This window comes from Paraburkholderia oxyphila NBRC 105797 (genome assembly GCF_000685075.1).
In the GTDB taxonomy this organism is placed as follows: Bacteria; Pseudomonadota; Gammaproteobacteria; order Burkholderiales; family Burkholderiaceae; genus Paraburkholderia; species Paraburkholderia oxyphila.
In genome coordinates this window covers 150913-166819 of record NZ_BAYD01000006.1, presented here as the reverse complement: position 1 = coordinate 166819, position 15907 = coordinate 150913, and the positions used below count along the sequence as shown (strand labels likewise).

Annotated in this window: 13 protein-coding genes and 2 tRNA genes; 8 read left to right on the top strand and 7 right to left on the bottom strand. The window is 64.3% G+C overall.

Annotated elements, in window-relative coordinates; translation table 11 throughout:
- Positions 1–78 precede the first annotated feature (78 nt).
- The 4 genes from BO1_RS05775 (at position 79) to BO1_RS57125 (ending at position 3177) form a co-directional block, all read left to right on the top strand.
- On the top strand, positions 79–738 hold the full coding sequence (locus BO1_RS05775; RefSeq protein WP_028216743.1) for an amino acid ABC transporter permease: 660 nt from the start codon (positions 79–81) through the stop codon (positions 736–738).
- A gap of 566 nt (positions 739–1304) precedes the next feature.
- Entirely contained in the window at positions 1305–1853 is a 549-nt protein-coding gene (locus BO1_RS56210) for a PAAR domain-containing protein (protein WP_084687778.1), read from the top strand.
- A complete protein-coding gene (locus tag BO1_RS57130; RefSeq protein WP_084687777.1) occupies positions 1850–2464 on the top strand; it encodes a hypothetical protein in 615 nt (204 codons plus the stop codon). The genes BO1_RS56210 and BO1_RS57130 overlap by 4 nt, the downstream gene beginning before the upstream one ends.
- Entirely contained in the window at positions 2461–3177 is a 717-nt protein-coding gene (locus tag BO1_RS57125) for a hypothetical protein (RefSeq protein ID WP_084687776.1), read from the top strand. Before BO1_RS57130 ends, BO1_RS57125 begins: the two co-directional genes overlap by 4 nt.
- A gap of 74 nt (positions 3178–3251) precedes the next feature.
- Here BO1_RS57125 and BO1_RS05755 read toward each other — a convergent pair whose 3' ends face one another.
- The 3 genes from BO1_RS05755 to BO1_RS05745 all read right to left on the bottom strand — a co-directional run bounded on the left by BO1_RS05755 (position 3252) and on the right by BO1_RS05745 (position 7147).
- On the bottom strand, positions 3252–4262 hold the full coding sequence (locus tag BO1_RS05755; protein ID WP_043283881.1) for a Gfo/Idh/MocA family protein: 1011 nt from the start codon (positions 4260–4262) through the stop codon (positions 3252–3254).
- 222 nt (positions 4263–4484) lie between these two features.
- Positions 4485–5204: a FadR/GntR family transcriptional regulator gene (locus BO1_RS05750; protein ID WP_028216740.1), complete on the bottom strand. Its 720-nt coding sequence runs from the start codon at positions 5202–5204 to the stop codon at positions 4485–4487.
- Positions 5205–5536: 332 nt separating this feature from the next.
- Positions 5537–7147, bottom strand: coding sequence for a mannose-1-phosphate guanylyltransferase/mannose-6-phosphate isomerase (locus tag BO1_RS05745; protein ID WP_028216739.1), 1611 nt, complete (start codon positions 7145–7147; stop codon positions 5537–5539).
- 790 nt (positions 7148–7937) lie between these two features.
- On the opposite strand from BO1_RS05745, the gene BO1_RS05740 reads away from it, so the two are divergent.
- Positions 7938–8672 carry a Crp/Fnr family transcriptional regulator gene (locus BO1_RS05740; RefSeq protein WP_028216738.1) on the top strand — a complete coding sequence of 245 codons (735 nt, stop codon included), beginning with the start codon at positions 7938–7940 and terminating at the stop codon, positions 8670–8672.
- Between the two features lie 298 nt (positions 8673–8970).
- Here BO1_RS05740 and rpiA read toward each other — a convergent pair whose 3' ends face one another.
- The 3 genes from rpiA to rnr form a co-directional block, all read right to left on the bottom strand.
- The gene (gene rpiA / locus BO1_RS05735; protein WP_028216737.1) at positions 8971–9666 is read right to left on the bottom strand and encodes a ribose-5-phosphate isomerase RpiA; all 696 of its coding nucleotides are present in this window, start codon (positions 9664–9666) and stop codon (positions 8971–8973) included.
- Positions 9667–9880: 214 nt separating this feature from the next.
- Positions 9881–10624 (bottom strand): 23S rRNA (guanosine(2251)-2'-O)-methyltransferase RlmB, encoded by a 744-nt coding sequence (gene rlmB / locus BO1_RS05730; protein ID WP_028216736.1) that lies wholly within the window; start codon positions 10622–10624, stop codon positions 9881–9883.
- A 246-nt stretch (positions 10625–10870) separates the two neighbouring features.
- Positions 10871–13360 carry a ribonuclease R gene (rnr, locus tag BO1_RS05725; protein ID WP_028216735.1) on the bottom strand — a complete coding sequence of 830 codons (2490 nt, stop codon included), beginning with the start codon at positions 13358–13360 and terminating at the stop codon, positions 10871–10873.
- 397 nt (positions 13361–13757) lie between these two features.
- Between rnr and BO1_RS05720 the strand changes: the two genes are divergently transcribed.
- The 3 genes from BO1_RS05720 to BO1_RS49835 all read left to right on the top strand — a co-directional run bounded on the left by BO1_RS05720 (position 13758) and on the right by BO1_RS49835 (position 14548).
- Positions 13758–13844, top strand: a tRNA-Leu gene (locus tag BO1_RS05720).
- Between the two features lie 173 nt (positions 13845–14017).
- Positions 14018–14104 (top strand) — tRNA-Leu (locus BO1_RS05715).
- Between the two features lie 186 nt (positions 14105–14290).
- Positions 14291–14548, top strand: a complete 258-nt coding sequence (locus BO1_RS49835; protein ID WP_043283878.1) for a hypothetical protein — start codon at positions 14291–14293, stop codon at positions 14546–14548.
- A gap of 18 nt (positions 14549–14566) precedes the next feature.
- Here BO1_RS49835 and oxlT read toward each other — a convergent pair whose 3' ends face one another.
- Positions 14567–15808, bottom strand: coding sequence for an oxalate/formate MFS antiporter (gene oxlT / locus BO1_RS49830; protein ID WP_156992156.1), 1242 nt, complete (start codon positions 15806–15808; stop codon positions 14567–14569).
- Positions 15809–15907: the final 99 nt, after the last annotated feature.

The window sequence follows — 15907 nt, the reverse complement described above, 5'->3', positions numbered from 1 at the left end:
GGCGCGGGGCGGTATCGCAGGATGCCGCCCCTTGTTTTTACGGCTCGCCCAGCGAGCGCTTCTCACCCGCGTCCTCCCATGCCCATCTCTACGCTCATCATCCAGTCGCTGCCGGTGCTCGCGCAGGGTGCGGTGCTGACGGTCAAGTTCGCAGTCCTGTCGATGATCTTCGGGCTGATCGGCGGCGCCGTGCTCGCGCTCATGGGCATCAGCACGAACCGCGCGCTCGTGTTCATCGCGCGCGTGTACGTGAGCCTCATGCGCGGCACGCCGCTGCTCGTGCAGATTTTCGTGATTTACTACGGATTGCCTAGCATTGGCATCTCGCTGGACCCCACGCCCGCTGGCGTGATCGCGCTTTCCGCGAACGTGGCGGCCTATCTCTCCGAAAGCATGCGCGGCGCGATTCTCGGCATTCATCGCGGCCAGTGGCTCGCAGCCTATAGCCTCGGCCTCTCGCGGCGCCAGACGCTGCGCTACGTGATCGCGCCGCAGGCGCTGCGCATTGCGGTGCCGAGCCTCTCGAACAGTCTCATCAGCCTCATCAAAGACACCTCGCTCGTCTCGGTCATCACCGTGACCGAACTGCTGCGCAGCGCCCAGGAGATCATCGCTTCGACGTACCAGCCGTTGCCGCTCTATCTCGCGGCTGCCGCCGTGTACTGGGTGCTCTGCCAGGTGCTCGAGTGGATCCAGCACTGGTACGAAAAGCGCCTCGCGCTGCCCACGCGGCATTGAGCGTCATCCAGTGCCGCTGAGCGCCGGCAGGCGCGCACGAGCGGCAAAAGCGGCCCCAAGCCTCGCTGCGCGGGGCCGCGTCTCATCCCCTTTGGTTTCGACGGCGTGGCACGCTCAATCGTGAATGATTGCTTGATCGCGCTCGCCTTGATGTTGTAGCCCTCGGCGCGCGCGTCACGCGATGCGCCCGGCAATCTGCCGTGTGCCGACCAGATCGGCTTCGAGAATTGTTGCGTGAGCCGCACGAGCAGTCGAGCGCGCGCAGCGCGCCGGAACCGGCGCAAGCCGTTCGAGCTGGCGACAACGAATATCAAAATTATTCGCCATATTGGACAGAGATTATCGAATATCAAACTGTATGCACGTCACAATGCGCCGTGAATCGTTCACACCCTTATTCGGACGTCTCCTATACCGCACCTTCGGGAGCATCGCCAGCATCGCTTGAACAGGCGAAATCCACGCCTGCAGCGTAGCCGGTTGTACTACCTGGCCGGTTGTTTTCATCGTCTCCCTGGAGGTATGGAAATGGCAAAGCGACAAAGGCGAATTCGGTGGGGTGCGGTATGAGGCGTTACCTGCTAAGACCAGGTGACAAGTCCACGGCTGGCGGCGTAGTTATCGAAGGGGTGGAAAATCGCACCCACCAAGGCCGCCCCCTGACGTTCATCGACGCAAAGGTAGTGTGCCCCGTCTGCAATACGACTGGCGTAATCGGCCGGAGGGGTCCGCATCGATCGGCAACGATGATGGGCAAGCACCAGGCGCTCGAAGGCGATATTTGTATCTGCGCGTGTGATCCGCCGCCCGTCATGATCGCCTCTCAAGACACCGCCTGGCATGAATTCACGGCGCGCGAAATGGGAGAGGCACCAGGTAGTAGTCGCTCGATGACTGGCGCAAATCACGATACGCATGACGAACTCGAACATTACTTCGAACTGCTTGACGCGATAAGCGGCGCTCCAATTGACGGAATGACCTATACGCTGTTCAGTGATGGTGTTGCACTTTTCAATAGCGAATTGCTTGCAAGTGGCAAAACGGCAATGGTGTCGAAGGCTACGCATCCAGATCTAACATTCATTGCGTGGCGGACGGGGAGCGTTAGATGAGCAACGCGATAGACAGAAATGTGCGTCTGCTTGCGGCGATTGCATATGGCGAAGCATCGACGGCGAACGACTCCCAGGAAATCGGCGGTATCGCATTTGCAGTAGCTAACAGGTGTCGAGCGTGGAATAACAAAACGGTGTCCGAATTGCGTAGCGCGGATCCGAATTATGCATATGCGTGGGACGACTCTAACGAACGTTTCAACAGGCTGATGCGAACGCGGGAATCAGAGATAGAGTTAAGTCCGGCGATGAGATTGGCGGTTGATTGGGCACGAAAAGCGATTGCCAATGATGGTGTAGACCCCTCGAATAGTGCTTTCTGGTGGGACGGACTGGATTTCAAAACAAATTATTCACAGCACCCCAAAGTGCGCGATGGCTTTAAATGGGGAGACGTTTCCCATAACATATTCAACGTCCCAGAAAAGCCGCGGCATGTTATTGTGCATTGGCGGGTAATAAACAAGAAGACTGGGCAAATTGTTGATGGAGCCGAGCGCGGTCGATACGATTCAATATGGATTTCAACCGCAGCACACGGAAGCACAATTTTCTGGGCACACAACCCAGACTATCTACAGGCCACAGGCGGAAAGGCGTATCGATGAGAATTTTTAAATATATCGCAATTTTATTTCCAATTGCATCGAGCTGCGCATACGCGGAAACCATTTACAAAAGCTATGACACATTCTATACGGATCAACCCGGAGTAGTCTTCAAAAGCCCACTCAAACGGAACATGGGGAGTGTCTATTCCAACGCTGGGGATGATGGCGTCTATACCGAATTGCAATCGACAATCGATGGTCGAGCCGTAACAATTCAGGTTGCGCCGAATCATCTATCAATCAATAAGCGGCAGTATCGCTTTACACAAGCGACAATTTTTCCAAATGAACACGCTACCGACATCTATCCCGACGATGCCAATGTTTTCGTTACAGAAAGGATAGGCAACCGTCCACCCCTTCTCTGTATGGAGGGGCACGGTAGCGGATCGGGTGAAGCTAATCGACACCAGCAAATATACGTTCTGGTTGACCCATTGAGCGGCAAATCCGTGCTTCTTCATTTGCCGAGCCTGCTTTCATCATGTCGAGCCGTATTAGCAGCGGCTAACGGTCAAATTGCCTTTCCGAAGAACAGCTATCTTGTCGATGAAGCACAAGGTACGCGTACTGGATTGCTCCTTTCGTATTTCACCTTTGAGCGCGGGAAATTTATGCCGACGGGCAATGAAATCCGCCTTCACTTCGTCAGCCCTGAAAATCCGTTCTCATTTTCACGGGAAAGCAAATTGCTACCGAAAGTTCATTGAGCGGATCTTCGCTATATCAGAGTCTATCCGCATTGACGAACGCCCAGCTCAACGGGCCTTTAGACGTTCGGGTTCTACGCACGCATCTCGCAGTCAAAACGCAGGCCGAGCGCCGCACGCGCGGCGTCCGCCATCGCAATCATGCGCCGCGACGTTTCGTGCGGCATGACCGGGCTCTCAAGCGCCCCAGCGCGCAGCAACTCGCAAAAGTGCGCGGTCTCATAGTTCAGCCCGCCGCCGTCGAAGGGCTCGTCGAGCTCCACCGTGCGTCCGTCGACATAGCGGATCGTCGCGCGCACCGGGTTCCACCAGTTCGCATGGATCGTCACGTTGCCGAGCGGCCCCGCCAGCAGCGCGTCGCCAAACCCGTGCAGGTCGAGCCCGCAAAAGAGCTGCGCGATACCGTTTTCATGCTGGCAATTGAGGCTTGCAAACGTATCCACGCCGGTCGCGCCGAGGCGTCCGAAGGTCTGCACCTCGCGCGGCGCGCCTAGCCAGTCGACGGCCAGAAACATCTCGTACACGCCGATGTCGAGCAACGCACCGCCCGCATGCTCGAACGAGAACGACGGATGATCGGCGGGGACGTTGGCGACCGAGCAGCCCGCGCGCACGAGGCCCACCGGGCCGATGGGATCGACTTGCAGATGCGCGCGCAAGGCGCGATAGAGCGGATAGAACGGCGGCTTCATCGCCTCCATGAAGAGGCGTTGCGCGCCGCGCGCGGCGTCGAGCACGCGCTCGAGTTGCACAGCGTTCACCGTCGCGGGCTTTTCGCAGAGCACGGGCAAGCCGGCTTCCAGCGCAGCGACCGCATAGTGCGCGTGGCTGTCCTGCATCGTCGCGATATAGACAGCGTCGATGCCGCTCGCCAGCAGCGCCTCGAAGCTCGGGCACGCGCTAGCGCCGAACTCTTGAGCAAGCGCCTGCGCCGGCGCCGCGCTGCGTGACCACACCGCGCTCACGCGCGCGCCCTGCACGTGCGCCACGCCCTGCGCGAAGCGCCGTGCGATGCGGCCCGCACCCACGATGCCCCAACGTATCGTCGCTGGATTGGTCCCGCTGCTATTCACTGAGTCGCTCATGCCTTGCCTCGTATTGCCGTCGTATCGCTGATTGCCGCACGCTGTTCGCGTCAGCGTGTTACGTCATCCGCCTCATCAGCGCGCGGGGCGCGAAAAGGCAAAGACTCGCACGATACTGGCTCGCACGCGCGCATGCAACTTCGCAGGCAACCTGGCAGGCAAGGCAACGCGCCGCCCGACATCAAACATCGGGCAGCGCGTGCAGGAAATGGACAAGGCGCGCTAGCGCGGCTCGACGGCCTCGGGCGCAAGTGAGCGGTGGAGTTCGTCGGCGGTGAGCGCGATCATCGCCGCGGCGGCCGCGCGCGCTTCCTCGGGCGCACGCCGCTCGATCGCGTCGACCACGGTGCCGTGCGCGTTGACGACATTGAGCCAGCCGTCCTCGCGCTGGCTCAGGATGGGATTGACGAGCGTGAGCGCGCCGCGAATGATCGCCGCCATCTGCTGATAGAACTGATTGCCGCTCGCCGCGAGAATGCGTGTGTGCAAGAGCGTGTCGGCCGCTTCGCAGCCGGCGTCGCCGGGACTCGTCTGGCGCAGCGCCTCGAAGGCGTCGCGCATGCCCGTCAGGTCCGCCGCGCTCGCGCGCTCCGCCGCGAGCGCGCACGCGGCCGGCTCGATCAGCGCACGGAACTCGATTACGTCGCGCAGGAAGGTCTTGTCCGGCTTCGCGCGAAAGCGCCAGCTCACCACGTCTTCGTCGATCATGCGCCAGTCGCGCATGGGCCTGATGCGCGTGCCGATCTTGGGCCGCACGTCGAGCATGTGACGCGCGAGCAACATGGACAGCGCTTCGCGCATGACCGTGCGGCTCACGTCGAACTCCTTGGACAGGACGTCCTGCGGCGGCAGGATCGCGCCGTAACGTTCCTCGACGATGCCCGAAATCAGGCCATCCATGACCTTGCTCACGAGTGAGCGTTCCTTATTCCCCAGTTCCATGACCCCTCCCCCGATGCGGCGTAATCGCCCTGTTTGACGGTTGCAGCGCGGGCACTCGTGCTTCGTCGAACCTAGTCATACGTTGCCATGCGAATTGCATAATCCGCCAGCCAGGATATCTCCTGACGCAAAAATCACGCGACAAACGCCCAGTTCGTACGAGCCTTTCCCCGATCAGCCCTTTCGTTTCCCGAATCTTGTGATGTACAGTTTTTCGTTGTCGATTCGTAAGCAGTCTGTATGAATCGACCGCTTACTGTTGTGTCATGCGGCTGCGCCATCATCGGCACCGTCCTGCTGTGCATATGCAGTTGCTGCCCGGGGAGTTTGCCTCAACGCGGCGTGGTAGTGCCAGCGTGTTCTCCCGCACGTCCGTACTGATCGTCGAAGCGCACGATGTCGTCTTCGCCGAGATAGCCGCCCGACTGCACCTCGATGATCTCGAGCGGCGTCTTGCCCGGATTTTCGAGCCGGTGCTTCACGCCGAGCGGAATGTAAGTGGACTCGTTCTCCGAGATCAGGAACACGTCGTCGCCGCGCGTGACGCGCGCCGTGCCGCGCACGACCACCCAGTGCTCGGCGCGATGATGATGCATCTGCAACGAGAGCCGCCCGCCCGGCTTCACGACGATGCGCTTGACCTGAAAGCGCTCCCCGCGATCGACCGAGTCGTAGCAGCCCCACGGCCGCTCGACGCGGCGATGATGCTGCGCCTCCTCGCCGCGCTGCGCCTTGAGCTTGCCGACGATCGCCCTGACGCTCTGCACCCGATCCTTGGCCGCGACCAGCACGGCATCGGCCGTCTCCACCACCACCACGTTGTGCACGCCCACGCAGGCGACGAGCCGGCCATCCGAATGCGCGAAGCTTTCGCTCGAGTCTTCGAACAGCACGCGCCCGCGCGCGACGTTGCCGCTCGCGTCCTTCTCGGAGACCTGCCAGACCGCGTCCCACGCGCCGACGTCCGACCAGCCCGCCACGAGCGGCACGACCACGCCCGCGAGGCGCGCGTCGGCGCCCACGGATTCCATCACCGCGTAGTCGATCGAATCGGCAGGACACGCGGCGAGCGCCGCCGCGTCGAGATGGACCGCGCCGTCCGCGTCGATGCACGCCCGCTCGAAAGCCAGCGCGCACTGCGCCGCGATGGCGGGCCGGCAGCGCGCGATGGCCGCGAGCCACACCGAGGCGCGCACCACGAAAATGCCGCTGTTCCACCAGTAGTCGCCCGAGGCGACGTAGCGTGCGGCGACATCGGCATCGGGCTTTTCGACGAAACGCTCGATGGTGCGCGCCCCGCTTGCGCCGAGCGTCGTCCCGGCGCCAATGTAGCCGTAGCCCGTTTCCGCCCGTTGCGGCGGCACGCCGAGCGTGACGATCGCGCCGCGCGCCGCGTAGGTCACCGCGTCTTCGAGCGCGGCGGCAAACGCGGCACGATCGGCGATCAGATGATCGGCGGGCATCGCGACCAGAATCGGATCGCTGTCGTTTTCCGGCGCTTTTACCTTTGCCGTTGCCGTTTGCGCTGCTTTCTCCGTGGTTTTCTCCACGGCCTGCGCCGCGCATGCGGCGAGCGCGGCAACGGTGAGCGCCGGCGCGGTATTGCGCGCGACCGGCTCGAACACGACGCGCGCCGCCATGCCCGTGCGGCCGAGCCGGTCGGCCGTCATGTGGCGCAGCTCTTCGCTGCTCACCACGAGCGGCGGCGCCTTGCGCACCTGCACGCCGCCGCGCGCGTACACGCCATCGAGGCGGCGCACGGTGGCTTCGAGCAGCGACTCGCCGTCGAGCAAGTCGATCAACTGCTTCGGGCAATGTTCGCGCGAGAGCGGCCACAGCCGCGTGCCCGAACCACCTGCCAGCACCACGGGCTGGACGACGAGCGCAACTTCGGGTTCATTGGCAGCGGCAATCAAGCCGGCCGGCGTAACGACCTGGTTCATGCAGGAAGCTCCCCGTTCGGATGTCTGGTCCCCGACGGACGCGCGCGCCATGCGGCCCACGCGCCCCTCGGTGTTCGGACTCCATTGGAGCAAAGCGCAGCGGGCGATTCTGTACGCATACCCACACTGGTTGCTCGCTAGCGCACAGGCGGCGCGCGAGCGGACGAAACGGCGCTTGCGCACGCACGCGTCGCGCTTGCCGGGCCGTTGCGCGGGCAACGCCTGGCCTGCTGGTCCGCCGTGCCCTGCGTAACGTGACGCATCGTAACGCCGTCATGTTTCACGAGCGAACGTTTCTGCGCAGATCGCCTGCGGTGCAACACAGCTGATTCAATTTCGAACCGTTCCGCACACGCCCCGGCCGCTCGGCCATCCGCCCCGGGTGCGCATGTTTCAGCATGGAGTCATTTTCGAACACGCCCTCCACAGGCCCGAATAACTCAAATAATTCAAACACTTGCCTATTTTCCGGAAGCTCGGCAGGCGGCTGCGCGCCGGTGAGGCATCGTACATATTTGAAACAAAAACCCGGCGTTACACCGGCGCGCTCAGTGCATAGCGCCCGCAAAGCCGCGCAAGCACGAGGTTTGCGACGTTCTGGCACACCCCCTGCTTAGTGGGAAGCGCCACACAGGCGTGACGCATACAACGATATCGCGAACGCACTCGGGACTATGGGGCCGGCACGACGAACCAATAGCCGCTACGGGAAGCGGCATACAACAAAGGATTCGGCGGCCGGAATGACAAGACAAGGGGCGGCGAGAGCTGCTTCGCACGAGGACCAATCATGTTGACCCTTCAATCGGACCTGCACGGCAACCACCTGCTCGGCGCATTGCCGTCGCACGAGTGGCAAGCACTCGCACCGCATCTCGAACTCGTCCATCTGCGCACCGAACAACTGCTTTGCGATTCCGGCCAGCGCATTCACCACGTCTACTTTCCGACGACGGCGATCATCTCCATGCTTTCTACGATGGAAGACGGCAGCTCCGTGGAAATTGCCGCGGTCGGCCGCGAAGGCATGACCGGCGTGCCCGTGCTCACGGGCGGCGAAACCATGCCCAATCGCGTGCAGGTGCAGTGCTCGGGCTTCGCGTATCGCATGAGCGCACAGAGCCTCCGACAGCAGTTCGCGCGCTCGGATTTCCTGCGCCGCCTCATGCTGCTCTACATGCACGCGCTGCTCACGCAAGTGGCGCAGACCGCTGCCTGCAACCGCCATCACTCGCTCAGCAAGCAGCTGTGCCGCTGGCTGCTGATCGAGGTGGACCGCGTGGCGTCGAACGACCTGACGGTCACGCAGCAGCTCATCGCCGACATGCTCGGCGTGCGCCGCGAAGGCATCACCGAAGCGGCGGGCAAGCTGCACGACGAAGGTCTGATCCACCACAGCCGCGGCCGCATCCGCGTGCTCGACCGCAAGGGCCTCGAAGCCCGCGCCTGCGAGTGCTACGGCCTCGTGCGCCGCGAGTTCGACCGCCTGCTGCCGCGCCTTCAGCAGGCAGAAACGGTGGAATGAGCGCGCGCCGGGCCGCGGCCCGGCAGTCGCGCGCTGACTCGTCTCGATGGCTGTGTTGGCAAGGCGTGCCCGCCTGGGCACACCTTGCCGGTTGACCCGTGTCGCAACAGGGCCAGCTAATCAGGATGCCTGATTGATTTTTGCGCGCGACGGAAAGGTTCGTTTGACGCCTTTGCGCCCGCAGGTGCCCAGCAGTGCGCCTCGCACCCAGTCGAAAGCGAGCGGCGGCCCGCGCACCGCGCAACGGCATACGCGCGGGTTATCGCACGGCTTGGTGCGCCGCCGCTCGCGCGCGCGATCAGCCCTTGCGGTATTCGACGCGCTCGACGCCCGCTTCGCCGCCCAGCAGGCACAGGTCGGCGCCGCGTGCCGCGAACAGGCCCACGGTCACGACACCGGGCCATGCGTTGACGTGCGCCTCGAGCGTGCGCGGGTCGCTGATGCGCAGGCCCTTCACGTCGAGAATCTCGTTGCCGTTGTCGGTGATGAAGGGCGAGCCGTCCTTCTGCACGCGCAGCACCGGCACGCCGCCGAGCGCCGTCACGCGGCGGCCGATGGCCGTGCGCGCCATCGGCACGACTTCGATGGGCAGCGGGAACTGGCCGAGCACCTCCACGCGCTTGCTCGCGTCGGCGATGCACACGAACACCTCCGACACCGAGGCGACGATCTTCTCGCGCGTCAGCGCCCCGCCGCCGCCCTTGATCATCGCGCCCGACGCGTCAATCTCGTCGGCGCCGTCCACGTACACGGGCAGCGATTCGATTTCGTTCAGGTCGAAGATCTTGAAGCCGTGCGCTTCGAGGCGCGCGGTGGTCGCGACCGAGCTCGACACGGCGCCGCGGTAGCGGCCCTTGCTGGCAGCCAGCGCGTCGATGAAGCAGTTCGCGGTCGAGCCGGTGCCGACGCCAATCACGGCGCCTTCCGGCACGTGCGCGTTGACATAGTCGGCGGCGGCCTGGCCGACCAGTTTCTTGAGTTCGTCTTGAGTCATGATGGGGAACTGCCCGAGGAGAGAAAAACGCGGAAAACGCCTAGTTTACCGGAGTTGCGGGAGGCCGCAGCCGCGACTACGCCCGCAGTGCTTCGCGCAGGGCTCCGATAAGGGAGGTCTTGCCGCCTCGAGCCGCGGTTCAACGCGCGTTTTCGCGATCGCGAACCCCATCGCAGGGGCTCGCCTTGCGCAGCACCGTCATGGGCCAGACGCGTCAGCGCGCGGCCGCGCGTTGACGCACCGCCTCGAACAGGCACACCCCCGAAGCCACCGAAACGTTCAGGCTCTCGACCGTGCCCGCCATCGGAATCTGCATGACCTCGTCGCAGGTTTCGCGCGTGAGGCGGCGCATGCCCTCGCCTTCGGCGCCCAGCACGAGCGCGACGGGGCCGTCGAGCTTCGTCTCGTAGAGGCTCACGCTCGCGTCGCCGGCCGTGCCGACCACCCACACGCCCGCGTCCTTCAACTCGCGCAATGCGCGCGCCAGGTTCGTGACGGTGATGTACGGGACCGTGTCGGCGGCGCCGCTCGCCACCTTCGCTGCCGTGGCGTTCAGGCCCACGGCGCGGTCGCGCGGCGCGATCACCGCGTGCGCGCCGGCGGCATCGGCCACGCGCAGACAGGCACCGAGGTTGTGCGGATCGGTCACGCCGTCGAGCACGAGCAACAGCGGCGATCCCTGGATGCCGTCGAGCAGCTCGGCCAGGTTCTGGGCGAGCGGCAGATCGTGCACGCGCGCGACCACGCCCTGATGACGCTCCGTGCGCGCGAGGCCCCACAGGCGCGTCTCGTCCGCGGCGATGACGCGCACGCCCGCGTCCTTCGCGGCGTGCAGGAAATCCTGCATGCGGCGGTCGCGCCGCGTCGTGTCGTAGTAGACATCCTCGACCGTGGACGCGTCGTGCCGCAAGCGCGCGGTCACCGCATGAAAGCCGTAAAGAACCTTGAGACGTGACATGACTTGATACAACCCCTGATGAACGGTTCGCGACGCGCAAGGCACGGCGCCTTTCGCCGCGAACGAGTGTGATTCCGCCGGCCGACGCGCGGTCCGGGTCACGCCGTGCCCGCGCCTGCGGCCACCTCGATGGCCGCATCGGCGGCAGTCACGGCGTGTCTGGTCAAACGAACATGCGCCGCGCGGCATTCGCGGCGCGGCGCATGGGTGCTACATACGCTGCGCGCCCACGCGCGCAGCACGGCTTCAGCGCTTCTTGCGCGGCGAAGACTTCTTGGCCGCCGCCTTCGACGCCGCGCGCTTTTTCGCGGTCTTGGCCGCGCTGCGCGCTGCGCGCGCTTCCTTCACGGCGGCGCTCGGCGCGGGTGCGGCCTTCTTGCGCCGCACGTCATCACCGCCTTGACCGCCTGGCCCCTGAGGCATCGACCGCACGCGCGGACCGCCGTCCGGCGCACCGCGCTCCTGCTGCTGGCCCTGCGGGCCGCGATTCATGGCGGGCTTGACCGGCGTGTCGCGCACGAGGCGGAAGTCGATCTTGCGCGCGTCGAGATCGACGCGGCTCACCTGCACGCGCACGCGGTCCGAAAGACGGTAGCGGATGCCGGTGCGCTCGCCGCGCAGCTCGTTCTTGATCTCGTCGTACTGGAAATAGTCCGAGCCCAGTTCCGTCACATGCACGAGGCCTTCGATGAACAGCGAATCGAGCTGCACGAAAATGCCGAACGACGTCACGCCGCTCACCATCCCGCCGTATTCCTCGCCGAGCTTGTCGCGCATGAAATAGCACTTGAGCCAGGCCTCGACGTCGCGCGAGGCTTCGTCGGCGCGGCGCTCGTTGGCCGAGCAGTGCAGGCCCAGTTCTTCCCAGATTGCCGTGTTCGCGCCGCGTGCGCGCTTGCCGCGCTTCGCTTCGTCCTCGGCCTGCAGCGCGCGGGCGCGCGGCGAGAGTGCCGTGTTGAGCTCGACGCCTTCGGGCGCCGCCGGCTGATACTTCTTGCCTTGCAGGATCGCGTAGATCGCGCGGTGCGTGAGCAGGTCCGGATAGCGGCGGATCGGGCTCGTGAAGTGCGCATAGGCTTCGTACGCGAGACCGAAGTGGCCGATGTTGTCCGGGCTGTAGACGGCCTGCTGCATCGAGCGCAGCAGCATCGTCTGCAGCATCTGGGCGTCGGGCCGGTCGCGGATGTGCGCCATGAGGGCCGCGTAATCGCTCGCGTGAGGCGTGTCGCCGCCGCCGAGCGAGAGACCCATGCCGCGCAGGAAGGTGCGCAGGTTCTCGAGCTTTTCCGCGCTCGGGCCCGCGTGCACCCGGTACAGGCCCGGATGCTTGTTGCGCTTCATGAAGTCGGCCGCGCAGACGTTGGCCGCGAGCATGCACTCCTCGATCAGCTTGTGCGCGTCGTTGCGCTGACGCGGCACGATCTGCTCGATCTTGCCCTGCGCGTTGCAGACGATATAGGTCTCGGTCGTGTCGAAGTCGATCGCACCGCGCTTCTGGCGCGCCGCGAAGAGCGCCTTGTAGACACTGTAGAGGTTCTGCAGATGCGGCAGCAGCGCGGCGCGGCGCATCGCCTCCGGCCCCTTGGTGTTCTTGAGCACCGCGGCGACTTCGGTATACGTGAGACGCGCAGCCGAGTGCATCACGCCAGGATAGAACTGATACGCCTTGATCTCGCCGCGCGCGGTGATGACCATGTCGCAGACCAGCACACAGCGATCCACGTGCGGATTGAGCGAGCACAGCCCGTTCGAGAGCTTCTCGGGCAGCATCGGAATCACGCGGCGCGGGAAGTACACCGAGGTGCTGCGCTCGATGGCGTCCACGTCGAGCCCGCCGCCCGGCAGCACATAGTGCGAGACGTCCGCGATGGCCACGAGCAGACGGAAGCCGTCGCCGCGCCCGACCTTGATCGGCTCGCAGTAGACGGCGTCGTCGAAGTCGCGCGCATCTTCGCCGTCGATGGTGACGAGCGGCACGTCGCGCAGATCGACGCGATAGCGGATATCGGCGGGACGCACGGCATCGGGCAGCTTCGCGGCCTCGTCGAGCGCAGCCTTGCTGAACTCGTGCGGCACGCCGTACTTGCGCACGGCGATCTCGATCTCCATGCCGGGATCGTCGATGTCGCCGAGCACTTCCATCACGCGGCCGAGCGGCTGCGAGTGGCGGCTCGGGAAGTCGGTGAGCTCGACCACCACGACCTGGCCGACCTTGGCCTTCTTCGCGTTCTGCGTGATGAGGATGTCGTGGCCGATGCGCTTGTCTTCGGGCGCGACGATGAGCGCGCCGTTTTCGTTCAGCAGGCGCCCGATCACGCTGCGGTTCGCGCGGTCCGTGACCTCGACGATGTGTCCTTCCGGACGCCCGCGACGGTCGTAGCCGACGATGCGCGCGAGCACGCGGTCGTTGTGCATGACCTTCTGCATCTCGCCTTGCGGCAGGAACAGGTCGTCCTGGCCGTCGTCGCGCACGAGGAAGCCGTAGCCGTCGCGATGGCCCTGGACGCGGCCCGCAACGAAGTTCGACGGATGCGCAAGCTGATAGTGGCCGCGCGAGTCGAGCCGGATCTGAGCGTCGCGCTCCATCGCGGCGAGCCGCCTGAAGAACCCTTCGCGCTCCTGGCGCTTGATGGCCAGCGCCTCGGCGATATCGTTCGCGGTACAAGGCGATTCGCTGGTCCGCAGCACGCCGAGGATCTCTTCGCGGCTGGGAATCGGATACGGATATTTGCTCAAGGGCTTGTCGATGGTTGTTCTCGTGACTTGGACATCGGATAGTGCGCGGATACGGGAAATCATGCCGCGCCCCGGTCTTCGAGTGCTGCAACATGCGGCTGGCACAGACGACGCGCCGTGGTGCACCGCTGCGCGGCACACCACGCGCGGTGACGCGTCGAGCGCTTGCGCCATACCGTCTCTACTGCTGCGAGGCATTCTAACACCCGCGCCGCACCCGGCAATTCAGCATGCAGGCTTGCAAAGGCGCCGCGCGCGAGACTCGTGCGCGGGACTCGCGCCCGTCGGCGGCCGCGAAACTTTTTCTCAAAAGGGCCTTGACACTCCCTACAGACACGCTAGAATCTCGTTCTCTGCTGCACGACACAGCGCAGCAGCAAGTAGTAAGCGACACCTTGCCCAGGTGGCGGAATTGGTAGACGCACCAGGTTCAGGTCCTGGCGGTGGCAACACTGTGGAGGTTCGAGTCCTCTCTTGGGCACCAAGATTCAAAAAAGCCGGCTTTATGCCGGCTTTTTCATTTTCGACGCGCGAGCGGCACCTCCCCTGCGCTCCATGTTTCGCCGGGGCAGATCTTTCGCGATGTGAAGATTTTTTGAAAACATCTGTTGACAGAGTCCAGAAACACGCTATAATCGCTGTCTAGCTTGAAGACGTGCCCAGGTGGCGGAATTGGTAGACGCACCAGGTTCAGGTCCTGGCGGTGGCAACACTGTGGAGGTTCGAGTCCTCTCCTGGGCACCACGCTTCTTCAAGTACTGAAGTTTCATCAAAAAAGCCCGCACATTGCGGGCTTTTTTGTTTTTCGCGCACATCGCCTCCCCCGCTCAAAAAGCACCCCGCTATGTTTAGTGGTATACATTGATCGCAAACGGTCAGTGTCTGCTGCACGTCGTCTGCACTGGACCATGCCGATAACAGGGAGACGAGATGCCCGTCGTCATTAGCGTCGCCATCATCGCCGTGGCCTTCGGCGCCGCGGCGACGTGGTTGATCGCGACCAGATTGCCAGCCGAATGGATCGAGCGCGGCCGCAACGATGGGCGCTATGCGGCGTTGTCCGCCCCGGACGAACCCATCGAAGCACCCGAAACTGATCCACGCCGCGTCCAGGCGCGCACCCACACCCGGCGTGTGCGCCGCGCGCGCGTACGCGCGACGCACACCAGGACTGCGAAACCGGGTTGATGGCGCAGGGCGCACGCCCTATTCTCCGGAACCCAGCGGCTCGCCAACGAACGCCCTCTCCGTGCGCTTCGCAGGCGCGCCCGACTGCAGAATCCAGCGCCGCCGCATCGGCTGCAACACCACCTTCGCGCACACCCCCGCCATCATCGCGATACAGCCCGCGAAATCGAACACCATGTTCCAGCCGCCGTGCACCGCGAGCAGCGTTGCAACCGGCACCAGCAGCGCGGCAGTCCCCTTCGCCGTATAGAGCGTGCCGGCATTGCCCGCCGCATAGCGCGCACCGAAGGTATCCGCGCAGGTTGCCGGGAAGTTCGAGAAGATGTCGCCGTAGAACAGGAACACGAGCCCCGAAAACAGGATGAAGAGATACGGATCGTGGCCGAAGTAGCGCAGGCCGAGCAACGCGAGCCCTTCGCCGAGGAAGGTCATGAACATCGTGTTCTCACGCCCGATGCGGTCCGAAATGAGCCCGCACAGCGGCCGCGTGAAGCCGTTGCAGAGATTGTTGATCGACAGCGTCATCGTCAGAAGCGGCAGCGTCATGCTCATGAACGTCACCGGCATCGAGGCGAAACCATACGACTTGGCGATCGGCCCGATCTGCGCGGTCGCAATGATGCCGCCCGTGGCAACGCACACGAACATCGCATACATCACCCAGAACAGCGGTGCGCGGACCATCTGGCGCGTCGTGTAGTCGGTCTTCGTGGCAACGATGCGCCGCACGCCGGCCGCATGCGCGGGCGGCTTCGGGCGCACCATCACCAGCGCGAGCGCCATGATGCAGATGCCCTGCAACAGGCCGAAAAACACGAAGGCCGTCTCATAGCCCGAATGCTGGATCATGCGTGCGATCGGAATGACGGTGAGCGCCGCGCCCGCGCCGAAGCCCGCGGCCGTCATGCCGGCGGCAAGGCCGCGCCGGTCGGGAAACCATTTGAGCGCCGTGCCCACGCAGGTGCCGTACACGCACCCCGCGCCGATACCCGAGATCACCGCCGCCACGTAGAGCACCGGCAACACGGGCGCCCATGCGTCGAGCAGCCACCCCAGCGCCACGCAGCAAGCACCGCCCATCACGACAGGACGCGGCCCGAAGCGGTCGACGAGCCAGCCCTCCACGGGGACGAGCCAGGTCTCCGTCACGATAAACAGCGAGAACGCGAGCTGAATCGCGGCCTGCCCCCAGTGATGCTTCGAATCCATCGGTACTACGAACAGTGTCCACGCATACTGCAGATTGGCGACTAGCCCCATGCAGGCGACGCCCGCCACGAGCTGCACCCAGCGGTTGTGCCGCCGCGCCGTATAAGGGGCGTCGATGCGATCGGTGTGTGCCACGGTTGTCTCTCTCCG